Below are 16,338 nucleotides of genomic sequence, written 5' to 3'. Positions count from 1 at the left end.
AAACAGCTTTAGCATATAGGCACTAAAGCTGTTACAATCTTGTGTCTTTCCAAAAGTTTACTTCGAGATGGGAAGATGGATTATAGGGAAGAAGTTTGTATCCTTGTGACTGTAAGTAATCAATTACTTGTGGCAGTATTTGTACGGTTACACTCGAATCATGCATTAAAATTACTTCGATTTGTTCGTCGCTCTGATTACGTACTCTTTCTAGTATGGCAGAAGGATTGTCATAGCTTTTCCAGTCGTATGTATCGATTGTCCAATCCCACATTTTATACTGGGCTGATACAAGTGCATCACGGTAATTCTTTTTTAAGTAAGGCATGCTACCATACGGGACACGAACGAGATGTGTATTTAATTTTGTAACTTGCTGGACAATGTTTTGTGTTTGTTCCATTTCTGTAATTAAAGCAGATGGATCGCCAGTGTAAAGGCGTTTTACATCGTGTGACATACTGTGAAGTCCGATATAATGTCCGTCTTTAATCAATCGTTGCATTGTCTTTTTGTAATGTGGTACTTTTCCACCAATAACAAAGAAAGTTGCTTTTCCGTTCTTTTCTTTTAAGATGTTTAAAATTTGTGTAGTATATTTGTTTGGCCCGTCATCAAATGTTAAGTACGCAATTTTTTGTGTAGGAGAGTTCGTTTCAGTATTTGGATAATGTTCAGCAGGAATAACAGTTGTTGCTTCAGTATTAGATGATGCGTACATAGTAATTGTTAAGAATAAAATAATACATTGAAATACTCGCTTGATCATAACATTCACCCTCAGTTTGACAATCAAGATGTAAAAAAGAAAACTTGATACGTTTCTTATTATGTATATCTTTCTCCAATAGAGGAACTCTCAAACAATCTATATTTTGGAAATATAAAATAAGGAATAAAAAATAGCATCCTCTTGTAAGAAAGAGGATGCTATTTGAATATTTCATAATGGTAAAGGCTATACTACAATTAGTCTTCGCGTTTTTTCACTTTTTTATAAAAGGAAATAAGTGGTTTGTAACGTTCATGTACAAGCCCGATTATTTCAGCAATGATTTCTGTGAAGAAAATCAAAGCGAAAAGAAGAATAATGGATAACCATAACGTTGCACTAGTGAAAATAATGGCATTTACACTAAAGAAAATACCGAATGCGTATATAATTAGTACCGTTTTACGATGAGAGAATCCCATTGCAAGTAAGCGGTGATGTAAATGCGATTTATCTGGTGCTGAAATAGGTTTTTTATTTACGATACGACGGATGATTGCAAATATCGTATCAAATATAGGTACACCTAAAATGATAATTGGAACGATAAAACTGAATAACGTTACACTTTTGTATAATCCAAGTAACGATATAACAGAAATACAGTATCCTAAAAATAGTGCTCCTGTATCTCCCATGAAAATTTTTGCTGGATGGAAGTTGAAGAATAAAAATCCAATTGTACTTGCTAATATAATTAATGCGAGTGGCAAGATAATAGCTGTTCCAGTACCCCATGGGCTAGTGAAGGCCATATATGCTAGCGTTGCAAGTACGATAGATGAAATACCAGCAGATAATCCATCTAAGCCGTCAATTAAGTTGATTGCATTCGTAATACCTACAAGCCAAAATACTGTAATGGGATAAGCAAGCCATCCAAGTTCAGTATCCCCAAGGAATGGGATATATAATACTTGCACTAATAATCCACTTTTTACAATCATAATGGCAACTAACAGTTGTCCACCGAATTTTACTTTCGCAGATAACTCGTACATATCATCTAAAATTCCGATGATTACAATGATAATCGCACCTAGCGTTATCGATAACATTCTTTGCTCATATAAGCCGCCGACAACAAACCCTACAGCTACACCGATAAATATTGCTAACCCGCCAAGACGAGGCATAATTTTTTGGTGCACTTTACGTGCGTTTGGCTTATCTGTCGCTCCTATTTTAAAAGCTAATTTAATAACTAAAGGAGTAACGACGAGTACAGTGATGAAAGATGCCAAAATGGCATAAATCACTTGTGAGTCCATTAATACCCCACCCTTTATATTCTAACGTAATTTTTTTTTTTGAAAATATATTTATCTGAAAATTATGATGTTTATTTACAGGCTCATAACATATGGTATCACAAAAAGATTAGAATTCAATCTTTTTTTCTCTTTACGGTTAATGGAAGCGGATAGAATATATGACAATTGTATATAGAATGTTGCATCATATGAGAAGGTTAATCGTACTGGACTTTGGAATATGACATTTCCTCTTTTTCTTCGATAGTGAATACTTTTACTTCAGTATTATAAGTGTTACACGTAGAAATGAGTAAGTTTCATGTTAAAATGTGGGAATTTATCTCGCATCAACTAGTAGCCCCATTCCTACTAATTAAAGTTTCACTTTATATTATAGTGCATTTAATTTTACAAAAACTTTAAAAAGAATGAGGGAAGTAATTCATATAATGAAGAAAGAAAAGGGTTTTCTCATTTTTAATGTGAGAGGGGGAAGCACAGGGAGAATTCTGTATTTCATATCTTTTCTATTGTAAATTCCTGTGCGAAAAGGAAATGAAAATTACGATAATAGGTACTGGATATGTTGGATTGATTACAGGAGTAGGATTGGCAAAGTTGGGGCATTCAGTTACATGTTTTGATATAGATGATGAAAAAATTGAACGGATAAAACAAGGGGATTTACCTATTTATGAGGTTAGATTACATGAATTAATAAATCATGCATATGAGAATAATGCTTTAACTTTTACATCAAATAAAGAAGAGGCATTTGATGATGTAGAGTTTATATTTATTGCAGTTGGAACCCCATCTTTATTAGATGGGACGGCGGATTTAACGTATATTCAGAGTGCTTGTAACGATATTGGATTATATGCGACGAACGATATTATTGTTGTTACGAAAAGTACAGTTCCAGTAGGTACAAATGATGTAATGAAGGGATGGATTGAGGAGAAGTTAAAAGGGAGGCATACAGTACATATCGTATCGAATCCAGAGTTTTTGCGTGAAGGTTCAGGTATTTATGATTTCTTTCATGGAGATCGTATTGTGATTGGAGCCGATAGTGAGGAAGTAGCAAGAAGAGTAGAGAGTTTGTATAGTAAATTATGCTTAGAAACGTATGTTACAGATATTAAAAGTGCAGAGATGATTAAATACGCTTCGAATGCCTTTTTAGCTACAAAGATTAGTTTCATTAATGAAATTTCAAATATATGTGAGAAGGTAGGCGCAAATGTATTGGATGTTGCCAAAGGAATGGGAATGGATAAGAGGATTGGTGCATCTTTTTTAAATGCAGGTATTGGATACGGGGGATCATGTTTTCCAAAAGATACGAAAGCGCTGGTGCAAATTGCGGGAAATGTTGCTCATGATTTTCGTTTGTTAAAAGCGGTTATTGAAGTAAATAATAAGCAACAGCTGCTATTGATTGAAAAAGCGAAAAAAGTTATGAACATGAATAAAAAGCGGATTGCAGTTCTTGGCGCATCCTTTAAACCGAATACGGATGATATAAGAGAGGCATCATCTCTTATTATAATAGAAGCATTACTTAATATAGGTGCAGAAATTGTTCTGTACGACCCAAAAGCAATTCAATATGTGAAAAATATATTTGGAGATGCTATACAATATAGTAGATGTATAGATGAATCGATTAGAGATGCGAGTGCGGTTTTTATCGTAACAGAATGGGAAGCTATTCGAGTGTACCCGTTAGAAAAGTACGTACAACTTATGAGAGAGCCTATTTTATTCGATGGGAGAAATTGTTATACTGATGAAGATGTTAAGAAACAAAAGATAGATTATTACTCGGTGGGCAGAAAAAGTATTTGTAATAGAAAAGTTTCTGTTATACGTTAAAAAGGGATGTACTCATGCATATTTTTATATGTCATAATAGAAGCTGTAATTAGTGAAAGAAAAGAGGCAATCATATGACTGAACGTTTAAAAGTAATGACAATTTTCGGGACACGTCCAGAAGCAATTAAAATGGCACCTCTTGTATTAGAGTTGCAAAAACAACCAGAAAAAATTGAATCGATTGTGACTGTAACAGCACAGCATCGCCAAATGTTAGATCAAGTATTAAATATCTTTGGAATTACGCCAGATTTCGATTTAAATATCATGAAAGACCGCCAAACTTTAATTGATGTTACAACGCGTGGTTTAGAAGGTTTGGATAAAGTAATGAAAGAAGCGAAGCCGGATATTGTACTTGTACATGGTGATACAACAACAACATTTATTGCAAGCTTAGCTGCTTTTTATAATCAAATTCCAGTAGGTCATGTTGAGGCGGGACTTCGTACGTGGGATAAGTATTCTCCATACCCAGAAGAGATGAATCGTCAATTAACAGGTGTAATGGCGGATCTTCATTTCTCACCAACAGCAAAATCAGCAACGAACTTACAGAAGGAAAATAAAGATGAGTCACGTATTTTCATCACAGGAAATACAGCGATTGACGCGCTACAAACGACTGTAAAAGAAACATATAGTCATCCTGTACTAGAGAAACTTGGAAATGATCGTCTTGTACTTATGACAGCTCACCGTCGTGAAAACTTAGGTGAACCTATGCGTAATATGTTCCGTGCAATTAAGCGTCTTGTTGATAAGCATGAAGATGTACAAGTTGTGTACCCTGTTCATATGAACCCTGTTGTTCGTGAAATAGCAAATGAAATTTTAGGTGAACATAATCGTATTCATTTAATTGAGCCGCTAGATGTAATTGATTTCCACAATGTTGCAGCTCGTTCATACTTAATGTTAACGGATTCTGGTGGTGTACAAGAAGAAGCTCCATCACTTGGGGTACCAGTTCTTGTTCTTCGTGATACAACAGAGCGCCCTGAAGGTATAGAAGCAGGTACGCTGAAATTAGCAGGAACAGACGAAGAGACAATCTTTGGTCTTGCTGATGAGTTGTTATCAGATAAAGAAGCTCATGATAAGATGGCGAAAGCATCTAACCCTTACGGTGATGGTCGTGCATCAGAGCGCATTGTAGAAGCGATTTTACAACACTTTAATAAGTAAATAAAAAAGGCCCAATCGGATAGATTGGGCCTTTTTGTTACGGCTGATTGCGCATAATCCACTCTGCATGAGCATTTGTAGAAGGTGGCGGATCAGTTGGTGTTTTATTTTGGTTTGTTTCTTTTTTTGCTTGTTCGTTAGAATTAGAACTTGAACTTGCATTTGAATCAGGATTTGAGTTGTTTTTTGTAGTTGGATTTTTTGCTTTTTCTCCTAATTCTTTTTCAATTTCGTTACGCACCGTTTCTACACTGATTGGATCTGGAAGGAAGTAATAAATACCGCCTATCTTTTTGTCTTCGCCTTCAAGCTTTAACGTTTGCATTGTAGAAGGGTCAAATCCAGAAAGCTTATTGTAAAGAGCAAGTCCGTCTGAAATAGGAATGTCGGTTTTTATATATTTTCCAACGACAGCTGTTAAATCTTTAATTTTAAATACAGTAGAGGTTGAGTTTAGCTTTTGGGCAACAGCGGCTAGTAATTGTCTTTGTCTAGCAGCTCGACCATAATCGCCATTTGGATCTTGCTTTCGCATACGGACGTAAGCAAGTGCTTCTTCACCGTTTAAGTTTTGCTGTCCTTGCTTAAATTGAATTTTTTTGTAGTAATCTACGTCAGAGCGCTCCCAGAAATCGAAGGGTACGTCAACAGTAACGCCGCCAACAGCATCAACGATACCTTTAAAGCCTTGGAAATCAATTTTAAGATAATGGTCTACAGGAACTTTTAGAAAGCCTTCGACAGTTTTGATTGCCATTTCTTCTCCGCCGTAAGCATGGGCAGCGTTAATTTTGTCTTCCTTATTTTTACCAACAATTGTAACTCGAGAATCACGAGGAATACTCATAAGTGAAATCTTTTGAGTTTTCGGATTGACTGTTGCAAACATTAATGAATCTGTACGACCATTTTGACCGTCTGTCGCATAATCTTCTATCCCCATAATGAGAATTGTAAAAGGTTCTTTTGTAATTTCTACATCTTTGTTTCTTAAATCCGATTTTTCACGAGTAAAACCACTATACATCCCCATAAGAGAAGAGTAAGAATTTAACACATAAACTCCTATACTGCCAAATAAAAATGCGAAAATAAGGAAGAAGAAAAGTTTCCTTCTTCGCTTCTTTTTTATTCTGCTATTTTGGAGATGATAATAACGTTCTTCCATATATAATCTCCTTAGTTCGTTAGTTCATTTGTAGGGAAGTAATTCACTACATTAATCTTTGAAGGTGATAAAAGAGTTATGCTTAGATAACATCTTGTTCTAAGTACAACATATCTCCTTCTGTAATTGTACATTTCCCGTTTGTTAATTCAATCATCCAATCTGTGAATGCTTGTTTGCCGTCTTCTTCTACATAAGTATCAAATGTGACATTTTCTAGATAATGTATATCTTTAATGGCATATTTTGAATTACGTAATTCATTTTCTACTTTGCCAAGTAATGTGTAATCAATCTCGGTTTGCATCACACGCATTAGTTTTCGCTGGACAACACCGACATGATTAATGCCTTCGCTTGTACACTTTCCATATGCACGAATTAATCCACCTGCGCCAAGTTTAATGCCACCAAAATAGCGTGTTACGACAACGACGGTATCTTTTAGCCCACGTTTTTTAAGTACTTCTAGCATTGGTACGCCAGCTGTACCGCTAGGCTCGCCGTCATCATTTGCTTTTTGAATATGATCTTGTTCGCCAATTAAATAAGCGGAACAATTATGTGTTGCATTCCAATGCTGTTTTTTTATTTTTTGTATAAATTCTTGAGCCTCTTCCTCAGTCGTTGCTCGGCTAACATAACAAATAAATCTTGATTTTTGAATGACGATTTCGTGTTCGCCGTAGTCTTTGATTGTTAAATATTGTAATAGCACTTGTATACGCCCCTATCTATCAAAATGACTAGTACTTTCCATTTTAAAAGCGAGCCTTTTTATATTCAAACATTTTTTCTAAATAGGCTGAAGTTTTTGGTGAGTATTTTATCTTTTTGTTGTAATTTGTCGAGATGGTGAGTATAATTTCAACCGGCATTTCCCTGTATGGATGCACCATTTGTAGTTTTCGTGTAAAATTAGGAAATAAAACTTTTTATAAGGCAGGTACGAAAATGAAAATAGCTATTGTTACTGATAGTACAGCATATATACCGAAGCAAATTCGTGATGAACTCAATATATATATGATTCCATTAAACGTTGTGTTTGGAACAGAATCTTATCAAGAAGAAGCTGAAATTTCAGCAGATGATTTTTATGTGAAAGTACGTGAACAAGAGGAACTTCCAAAAACTTCTCAACCAGCAATCGGAAAGTTTGTTGAGTTATATGAAGAACTAGCTAAAGATTATGATGCAGTTATTAGTATTCACCTATCAAGTGGAATTAGTGGTACATATCAAACATCAACGACAGCTGGACAGATGGTAGAGGGTATTGATGTATACACGTATGACTCTGAAATTAGTTGTGAAGTACAAGGATTTTATGTGCGTGAAGGTGCAAGGTTAGCAAGTGAAGGAAAGAATCCAAAAGAGATTATTGCTCGTTTTGATGAAATGAAGAAAACGATGGACGCCTATTTTGTAGTTGATGATTTACATCATTTACAACGTGGTGGTCGATTAAATAGCGCGCAAGCTTTCATCGGCAGTCTGTTACAAGTGAAGCCAGTTTTATATTTTAGAGATAAAATCATTATTCCGTTTGAAAAGATTCGTACACGTAAAAAAGCATTAAAACGTATCATTGAAATTTTTGATGAGCAAGCAAGTAAAGGTGTACCTATGGAAGCAGTTATCATTCATGCGCAACGTGAAGAGGAAGCGAATGAATGGAAGAAAGAATTAGAAGCAAAATATCCTCACGTCACAATTCGTACAGGTTATTTTGGAGCTGTAATTGGTACGCACTTAGGTGAAGGTGCATTAGGTCTTGGATGGTATACGAAGTAATAAAGATATAAAAAGCTCTCTTTTTAAGAGGGTTTTTTTACGGGGATGTTACGTTTAGTTGACAAGTTAATATTTGGAAATGGTAAAATGTACGTAAAATAAAATAATGAGGAAAGTTTTATAACTTACTTTTTACAAGAAACTATATTATAATAGAAGAGAGGTGAAACATATGGAGCATAATTCTTGTTTATGTCCAAAGTTTGAGTCAGCTTTTACTTTGCTTAGTAAGAAATGGACTGGCTTAATTATTAAATCTTTGCTTGAAGAGTCGAAACGTTTTAGAGAAATCGCAGATATTATCCCAAATATGAGCGATCGTATGTTGTCAGAGCGTTTGAAGGAATTGGAAAGCGAGGGCATTGTAGTTCGTAATGTCTATCCAGAAGTACCAGTTCGAATCGAGTATGGCTTAACTGACAAGGGAAAAGCGTTAGAAAGTGTTATGGATGAGGTCCAAAATTGGGCTGAGAAATGGATGAAGTAGCATTTCATTTGTATTCGTATATTTAATAAAACGTAAGGGATTCCTTACGTTTTTTCTTTGTTTATAGAAGTAAGAAAAGTATATAAATTTCTACACACACATACAAAAATATACGAATTTTGCGCTAGAGCTACATATAATATTACATTTGTTTTACAAAAACGTAACATTAGCAAAAAAAATCCCGAATTATGGTATAAATTTTATAGGTTATATACGGAAAAAGAAAAAAGAAAGCGGTGTAAAAAATAAAATGAAAAAGCTAAAAATGGCATCTTGCGCTTTAGTTGCAGGGTTAATGTTTTCAGGGCTAACACCAAATGTATTTGCAGAAGATAAAATTTCTGACGTGAAATCACAAATTAATACACAAAATGACACTTTACATAAACAACAACAAGAACGTGATGAATTACAAAAACAAATGAATGACTTAAACAAAACAATTCAAGGTTTAGATAAGTCTGTTCAAGAGAATGCTGCAAAGCTTGATGAAACAACGAAAAAAGTTTCTGATACTGAGCAATTAATTGAAAAGAAAAATAAAGATATTGCAGAATTACAAACGAAGATTGCAAAACGTGAAGAGTTATTAAGAAAGCGTTTAGTTGCACTTCAAGAACAGCCAAATACGAACGTTGTAACAGAAGTTCTTGTAAACTCTAAAAACGTTGCAGATTTAGTTGATCGTTTAACTTCTGTTTCTAAAATTCTTGAGTCTGATGAAGATATCATGAAAACACAGCAAGAAGACCAAGCTAGTGTGAAAAAAGATGTTGCAACGGTAAAAGAGAAACAAAAAGAATTAAAAGAAGCACAAGCTCAAATTGAAACTGCTAAGAAAGAACTTGACGCTGAAAAAGAGAAAAAAGCAACAGCGGTAAATGATTTAAGCGGTAAAATGGATACAGTTGTAACTACGATGACAAGTACGGAAAGCCAATTAAAAGAGCTTGAACAACAAGCATTAAAATTACAACAAATTGCTGAAAAAGAAGCGCAAGAAAAAGCTGCACAAGAAGCTGCTGCTCAAAAACAAGCAGAGCAAGCTGCACAACAACCAGCAGCTCAACCAGCACCAACACAAGCTCAACCAGCAGCTCCAGCAAATAATGCTGTACAAGCTCCGAAAGAAGAGTCTAAAAAAGAAGAGCCTAAAAAAGAAGAAGCGAAAAAACCAGCTCCAACTCCAGAAGTACCAGCTGATACTAAAGGTGGCAGACAAGATGTTGTCGAAAAAGCTAAAGGTTTAGTAGGACTAAAATACGTATGGGGTAGTGCATCAATTTCAAACGGTGGTTTTGACTGCAGTGGTTTAATCTCTTACGTTTACGGTTTAGGTCGTCAAGATACTAGAAGTCTGTGGAGTTCTGTACAAAAGATTAGCGCATCTGAAGCGAAACCAGGAGATCTTATCTTCTTACAAGGTACATATAGAGAAGGTGTATCTCACGTTGGTATTTATATCGGTGGCGGTCAAATAATTCATGCTGCTGATGAGTCAACAGGTGTTACTTACGGTAGTGTAAATAGCTCTTACAACCAAAAACATTTCTTAGGTTACGGAAGATTATAGAATTATAATTCAATAAAAAACGTGTATAAAGTCGATAGCTTACTATTTTATAAGTAGGTTATCGGCTTTTTTGAGTTTTTACGGGATTTGAAGAAGGGTTTATAGTAGTGATGGAGGTGATTGTCGATGCTAGCGGGGAAACAGTTGCTATTAGACGAACTTTCTTCAGATTTACAGAGGGAATTAAATGATTTGAAAAAGAAGGGAGAGGTCGTGTGTGTACAAGGTGTAAAAAAGAAGGCTTCTAAATATGTATGTCAGCGTTGTGGAAATATAGAACAGCGGCTATTTGCGTCGTTTTTATGTAAAAGGTGCAGTAAAGTGTGCACATATTGCCGGAAGTGTATAACGATGGGGAGGGTAAGTGAATGTGCTGTACTTGTTCGCGGGATTGCTGAAAGAAAGAGAGAAAAGAATTTAAATTTGTTACAGTGGAACGGGAAGTTGTCTACTGGTCAGAATTTGGCAGCACAAGGTGTTGTAGAGGCTATTAAGCGAAAAGAATCATTTTTTATTTGGGCTGTATGCGGGGCTGGGAAAACAGAGATGTTGTTTTACGGTATTAACGAAGCGCTTCAAAAAGGAGAAAGATTTTGTATCGCAACGCCGAGAACGGATGTTGTTCTGGAATTAGCACCGAGATTACAAGAAGTATTTCCATATATAAAGGTAGCGGCTTTATATGGAGGGAGTGTGGATAAAGAAAAAGATGCAGTACTAGTCGTTGCGACCACGCATCAATTATTGCGTTATTATAGGGCGTTTCATGTCATGGTTGTAGATGAGATAGATGCTTTTCCATATTGTGCAGATCAAATGTTACAGTACGCGGTAAAACAAGCGATGAAAGAAAGGGCGGCGCGTATTTATTTAACTGCGACTCCAGATGAAACGTGGAAGCGGAAATTTAAAAAAGGTGAACAAAAAGGTGTTATTGTTTCTGGACGATATCACCGTCATCCTTTACCAGTTCCTTTATTTTGTTGGTGCGGGAATTGGAAAAAAAGCCTCATTCATAAAAGAATTCCTCGAGTTTTACTACAGTGGTTACAAACATACTTAAATAAAAAACATCCTATTTTTTTATTTGTCCCTCATGTGCGATATATAGAAGAGATAAGCCTGTTGTTAAAATCATTAAACAAGCGAATTGAAGGTGTACATGCAGAAGATCCGGGGAGAAGAGAAAAAGTAGCGGCTTTCAGAAAAGGAGAAATCCCATTATTAGTTACAACGACAATTTTAGAGCGAGGCGTAACGGTGAAAAATTTGCAAGTAGCGGTTTTAGGGGCGGAAGAAGAAATATTCTCAGAAAGTGCACTCGTACAAATTGCGGGCCGAGCAGGGCGGAGCTTTGAAGCACCGTATGGAGAGGTCATTTATTTTCACTATGGTAAGACAGAGGCGATGGTGCGCGCGAAAAAACATATTCAAGGTATGAATAAAAATGCCAAAGAACAAGGATTGATCGATTAATGCATTGTTTACTTTGTGATGAGTGTTGTGTAGAAAAGGTTAGTTGGTACAATTTTTTGGTAAAGTGTCATAGAAAATATATATGTGATAGATGCGAGCAGAAACTTTCCTATATTATAGGAGAAATTTGCATGGAGTGTGGGCGGCCTTTAGAATATGTTCCTGTCTCATTTCAAGAAGAAGGTATTTGTATAGATTGTCTAAGGTGGATGAAAGAGGCGAAGTATCGTTCTTTTAAAAACCGTTCGTTATATATGTATGATGATGAGATGAAAGAAATAGTAGCGCAGTTTAAGTTTCGGGGGGATGCAGAGTTAGTGCGCATTTTTTATCGTCCTTTTCGAAGTTTATTTCAAAAGTATTTTGCTAATGTTTCAACCGTTATCGCTGTTCCGCTTAGTAAGGAAAGGGAAGTTGAACGTGGTTTTAATCAAGCTGAGTTATTAGCAACTTGTTTACCTGTCAAAATTTCTTATCCATCATTAAGAAGAAGGGAAACAGAAAAGCAAAGTAAGAAGACACGTAAAGAAAGGATGTCAGGAAGCAATCCTTTTTATTTTCAGGGAGAAGAGATGTTTTCTGAGCAACGTATTTTACTCGTTGATGATGTGTATACGACTGGAATTACAGTTAGGCAAATCGGAAGTTTGTTATATGAAAGAGGGGCAAGGGAAGTATCTAGTTTGACACTTTGTAGAAGTTAATATGGCAGTGTCGAAAGGGATAATAAAAAGGCGATAAGTCTTCTTTGACTTCATATGTTGTCATTCGTTATAGTCAAAATATGGGGCGGATGCCCTGATTTTTAGAGTGAAGGGAATGGAATGAACATGCAAGGAAGAGTGAAATGGTTCAATGCAGAAAAGGGATTTGGGTTTATTGAGCGTGAAGATGGTGACGATGTATTTGTCCATTTTTCTGCTATTCAACAAGATGGGTATAAGTCATTAGAAGAAGGGCAACAAGTAGAGTTTGACATTGTAGATGGAGCACGTGGACCACAAGCAGCTAATGTTGTAAAACTGTAGGAATATTGTTTTTGGGAAGAGAAAGCTGCATTTGTGGCAACGTTATATATATGTAGTAGAACCTCTTGTTTTTCGCAAGGGGTTTTTTGTTATAGGGTAAGTTGTCAAAAAGTTGTTTCTTTTCTGTAACGAATTGTCCACAGTTATATTCGTTATTCACGATGTTAATAGGATAAAATAAAGATAGAAACGATGCATCTTTTCATTTCAACAAAAAACGATAAAAAAATCGCAATTCCACTAATTTTTTTAAAAAAGTTAGAAGGAGTTTTTAAGCCAGTGTCGAAATTATAGTACATAGGCTTGAAAGGAGGAATTCATCTATGAAATTCAACATTCGTGGTGAAAATATTGAAGTAACTCCAGCATTAAAGGAATATGTAGAGAAAAAACTAAGTAAGTTAGAGCGTTATTTTGATACATTCCCAGAGATTAAAGTTAATTTAAAAGTATACTCTGACAAGCAACGTGTCGAGGTAACAATACCATTTACTGATTTATTACTTCGTGCAGAAGAAACTAATAGCGATATGTACGCTGCTATCGATTTAGTAGTTGATAAACTTGAGCGACAAATTCGTAAACATAAAACAAAGGTAAATCGTAAGTTACGTGAGAAAGGTTCTGTGAAAACGAACTTTATCCTTCCAGAAGCAGTAGCTGTTCTGGATGCGGTAGAAGAGGATGAATTAGAACTTGTACGTACAAAACGATTCGATTTAAAACCGATGGACGTTGAAGAAGCGATCCTACAAATGGATATGCTAGGACATAATTTCTTCGTCTTCACAAATGCTGATACAAATGAAACTAATGTTGTATACGGCCGTAAAGATGGGAAATACGGTTTAATCGAAACTAAATAATAATTCGCAAGCGCAGCCGAAATGGCTGCGCTTTTTTTGCTGAAAATAGATTTTTAAAAAACTTTTCTTAATTTAGAACGAGACATTCGGCCGATTGTTGTCATAGTTATAAGACAAGTGTTACAATTATCATTAGGTATATACATTTTAGTTTTTTAATTAGGAGAAAAATTGGCATAACATACATTTGATTTTTACAACGACTGATTGTAATAGAGAAAAAGAAAAACAATCGGAAGTTTTATTTTAATAAAAGAGGAGCGTATTTCCTATGATCGGTATTTTAAAAAAGGTGTTTGATGTAAACCAACGCCAAATTAAACGTATGCAAAAGACAGTTGAGCAAATTGATGCATTAGAGTCATCTATTAAGCCACTAACTGATGAACAATTAAAAGGAAAGACGCTTGAATTTAAAGAACGTCTAACAAAAGGTGAAACAGTAGATGATCTACTACCTGAAGCTTTTGCAGTTGTTCGCGAAGCGGCAACTCGTGTTCTTGGAATGCGTCCATATGGCGTACAGTTAATGGGTGGTATTGCCTTACATGAAGGGAATATTTCTGAGATGAAAACGGGTGAAGGTAAAACGTTAACATCTACATTACCTGTATATTTAAATGCTTTAACAGGAAAAGGTGTTCACGTTGTTACAGTCAATGAATACTTAGCACAACGTGATGCGAACGAAATGGGACAACTTCATGAGTTCCTTGGCTTAACGGTAGGAATTAACTTAAACCATATGTCACGCGAAGAGAAACAAGAGGCTTATGCTGCTGATATTACGTATAGCACAAATAATGAGCTTGGATTCGATTACTTACGTGACAACATGGTCTTATATAAAGAGCAGTGCGTTCAACGTCCACTTCACTTTGCTATTATCGATGAAGTTGATTCTATTTTAGTCGATGAAGCGCGTACGCCGCTTATTATTTCGGGACAAGCTCAAAAATCAACAGAGCTATACATGTTTGCAAATGCATTCGTTCGTACGTTAGAAAATGAAAAAGAGTATTCATTTGATGTGAAAACGAAAAATGTAATGTTAACAGAAGATGGTATTACGAAAGCAGAGAAAGCTTTCCATATTGAAAACTTATTCGATTTAAAACATGTAGCACTTCTTCACCATATTAATCAGGGGCTTCGTGCACACGTTGTTATGCACCGTGATACAGATTATGTTGTACAAGAAGGCGAAATCGTAATTGTAGACCAATTCACTGGTCGTCTTATGAAAGGTCGTCGTTATAGCGAAGGATTACACCAAGCGATTGAAGCAAAAGAAGGTGTAGAAATTCAAAATGAGAGTATGACGCTTGCGACAATTACATTCCAGAACTACTTCCGTATGTATGAAAAATTATCTGGTATGACTGGTACAGCGAAAACAGAGGAAGAGGAATTCCGTAACATTTACAATATGAACGTTATTGTAATTCCAACAAACAAACCGATTATTCGTGATGATCGTGCTGATTTAATCTTTAAATCAATGGAAGGTAAGTTCAATGCTGTTGTTGAGGATATTGTAAATCGTCATAAACAAGGGCAACCTGTTCTTGTAGGTACAGTTGCAATTGAAACTTCAGAGCTTATTTCAAAAATGTTAACGCGTAAAGGTGTACGTCATAACATTTTAAATGCGAAAAACCATGCACGTGAAGCAGATATCATTGCAGAAGCTGGTATGAAAGGTGCTGTAACGATTGCAACGAATATGGCTGGTCGTGGTACAGATATTAAGCTTGGAGACGATGTGAAAATCTTCGGTCTAGCAGTTATCGGTACAGAACGTCATGAAAGCCGTCGTATTGATAATCAGTTACGTGGTCGTGCTGGTCGTCAAGGGGACCCTGGTGTGACGCAGTTCTACTTATCAATGGAAGATGAATTAATGCGCCGATTTGGTTCAGATAATATGAAAGCAATGATGGATCGTCTTGGTATGGATGATTCTCAGCCAATTGAAAGTAAAATGGTTTCTCGTGCGGTAGAGTCTGCACAAAAACGTGTTGAAGGAAATAACTATGATGCACGTAAGCAATTATTACAATACGATGATGTACTTCGTCAGCAACGTGAAGTTATTTATAAGCAACGTCAAGAAGTAATGGAATCGGAAAACTTACGTGGCATTATTGAAGGTATGATGAAATCTACAGTAGAACGTGCTGTTGCGCTTCATACACAAGAAGAAATTGAAGAAGATTGGAACATTAAAGGTCTTGTTGACTACTTAAATACAAACCTGCTTCAAGAAGGAGACATAAAAGAAGAAGAATTACGTCGCCTTGCTCCTGAGGAAATGAGCGAACCGATTATCGCGAAATTAATAGAGCGTTACAACGACAAAGAAAAGCTTATGCCAGAAGAGCAAATGCGTGAGTTTGAGAAAGTTGTTGTATTCCGCGTTGTAGATACGAAATGGACAGAGCATATTGATGCGATGGATCACCTTCGTGAAGGTATTCATTTACGTGCTTACGGTCAAATTGATCCACTTCGTGAGTACCAAATGGAAGGATTCGCGATGTTCGAGTCAATGGTTGCTTCTATTGAAGAGGAAATTTCTCGTTACATTATGAAAGCTGAAATTGAACAAAACTTAGAACGTCAAGAAGTTGTTCAAGGTGAAGCTGTTCATCCATCTAGCGATGGCGAAGAAGCGAAGAAAAAGCCAGTTGTAAAAGGTGACCAAGTGGGCCGCAACGATTTATGTAAATGTGGTAGCGGTAAAAAATATAAAAACTGCTGTGGTATTGTTCAGTAATATAGGGCGGTAGCTTGGCTGCTTTGCAAACTTTTATATCAAAAATGTATAATTAAGAAGAA

14 protein-coding genes are annotated in these 16,338 nt (G+C 35.9%); 10 read left to right on the top strand and 4 right to left on the bottom strand.

What is annotated here, in order from left to right:
* Nucleotides 1–31: 31 nt before the first annotated feature.
* Both RT27_RS08515 and RT27_RS08510 read right to left on the bottom strand, forming a co-directional pair.
* Nucleotides 32–769, bottom strand: coding sequence for a polysaccharide deacetylase family protein (locus RT27_RS08515; protein WP_016079724.1), 738 nt, complete (start codon nt 767–769; stop codon nt 32–34).
* Nucleotides 770–969: 200 nt separating this feature from the next.
* Entirely contained in the window at nt 970–2,043 is a 1,074-nt protein-coding gene (locus RT27_RS08510; RefSeq protein WP_000378306.1) for an MraY family glycosyltransferase, read from the bottom strand.
* A 540-nt stretch (nt 2,044–2,583) separates the two neighbouring features.
* On the opposite strand from RT27_RS08510, the gene RT27_RS08505 reads away from it, so the two are divergent.
* A complete protein-coding gene (locus RT27_RS08505) occupies nt 2,584–3,909 on the top strand; it encodes a UDP-glucose/GDP-mannose dehydrogenase family protein (RefSeq protein ID WP_043935822.1) in 1,326 nt (441 codons plus the stop codon).
* A 74-nt stretch (nt 3,910–3,983) separates the two neighbouring features.
* A complete protein-coding gene (gene wecB / locus RT27_RS08500) occupies nt 3,984–5,099 on the top strand; it encodes a UDP-N-acetylglucosamine 2-epimerase (non-hydrolyzing) (protein ID WP_043935821.1) in 1,116 nt (371 codons plus the stop codon).
* Between the two features lie 37 nt (nt 5,100–5,136).
* On the opposite strand, the gene RT27_RS08495 is transcribed toward wecB, so the two are convergent.
* The gene (locus RT27_RS08495; protein ID WP_029443611.1) at nt 5,137–6,267 is read right to left on the bottom strand and encodes an LCP family protein; all 1,131 of its coding nucleotides are present in this window, start codon (nt 6,265–6,267) and stop codon (nt 5,137–5,139) included.
* A gap of 82 nt (nt 6,268–6,349) precedes the next feature.
* Nucleotides 6,350–6,985 (bottom strand): YigZ family protein, encoded by a 636-nt coding sequence (locus RT27_RS08490; RefSeq protein WP_016079727.1) that lies wholly within the window; start codon nt 6,983–6,985, stop codon nt 6,350–6,352.
* Between the two features lie 236 nt (nt 6,986–7,221).
* Here RT27_RS08490 and RT27_RS08485 point away from each other — a divergent pair, with 236 nt between their 5' ends.
* The 8 genes from RT27_RS08485 to secA all read left to right on the top strand — a co-directional run bounded on the left by RT27_RS08485 (nt 7,222) and on the right by secA (nt 16,276).
* The gene (locus RT27_RS08485) at nt 7,222–8,064 is read left to right on the top strand and encodes a DegV family protein (protein ID WP_016079728.1); all 843 of its coding nucleotides are present in this window, start codon (nt 7,222–7,224) and stop codon (nt 8,062–8,064) included.
* Between the two features lie 172 nt (nt 8,065–8,236).
* Complete coding sequence (locus RT27_RS08480; protein WP_000400857.1) at nt 8,237–8,551, top strand: helix-turn-helix domain-containing protein; 315 nt, start codon at nt 8,237–8,239, stop codon at nt 8,549–8,551.
* Between the two features lie 148 nt (nt 8,552–8,699).
* Nucleotides 8,700–10,127 carry a C40 family peptidase gene (locus RT27_RS08475; RefSeq protein ID WP_029443610.1) on the top strand — a complete coding sequence of 476 codons (1,428 nt, stop codon included), beginning with the start codon at nt 8,700–8,702 and terminating at the stop codon, nt 10,125–10,127.
* A gap of 126 nt (nt 10,128–10,253) precedes the next feature.
* Nucleotides 10,254–11,603 (top strand): ATP-dependent helicase ComFA, encoded by a 1,350-nt coding sequence (gene comFA / locus RT27_RS08470; RefSeq protein ID WP_043935820.1) that lies wholly within the window; start codon nt 10,254–10,256, stop codon nt 11,601–11,603.
* A complete protein-coding gene (locus RT27_RS08465; protein WP_082044801.1) occupies nt 11,603–12,307 on the top strand; it encodes a ComF family protein in 705 nt (234 codons plus the stop codon). Before comFA ends, RT27_RS08465 begins: the two co-directional genes overlap by 1 nt.
* Nucleotides 12,308–12,433: 126 nt before the next feature.
* Complete coding sequence (gene cspC, locus RT27_RS08460) at nt 12,434–12,631, top strand: cold shock protein CspC (RefSeq protein ID WP_001990088.1); 198 nt, start codon at nt 12,434–12,436, stop codon at nt 12,629–12,631.
* Between the two features lie 323 nt (nt 12,632–12,954).
* Nucleotides 12,955–13,497 (top strand): ribosome-associated translation inhibitor RaiA, encoded by a 543-nt coding sequence (gene raiA / locus RT27_RS08455; protein ID WP_000671193.1) that lies wholly within the window; start codon nt 12,955–12,957, stop codon nt 13,495–13,497.
* Between the two features lie 271 nt (nt 13,498–13,768).
* The gene (secA, locus tag RT27_RS08450; RefSeq protein WP_029443605.1) at nt 13,769–16,276 is read left to right on the top strand and encodes a preprotein translocase subunit SecA; all 2,508 of its coding nucleotides are present in this window, start codon (nt 13,769–13,771) and stop codon (nt 16,274–16,276) included.
* Nucleotides 16,277–16,338: the final 62 nt, after the last annotated feature.

The organism is Bacillus sp. L_1B0_5, assembly GCF_000836715.1.
Taxonomy (GTDB): Bacteria; Bacillota; Bacilli; order Bacillales; family Bacillaceae_G; genus Bacillus_A; species Bacillus_A thuringiensis_S.
The sequence above is the reverse complement of the archived record's forward strand: the minus strand, read 5'-3'. Positions and strand labels throughout refer to the sequence as shown.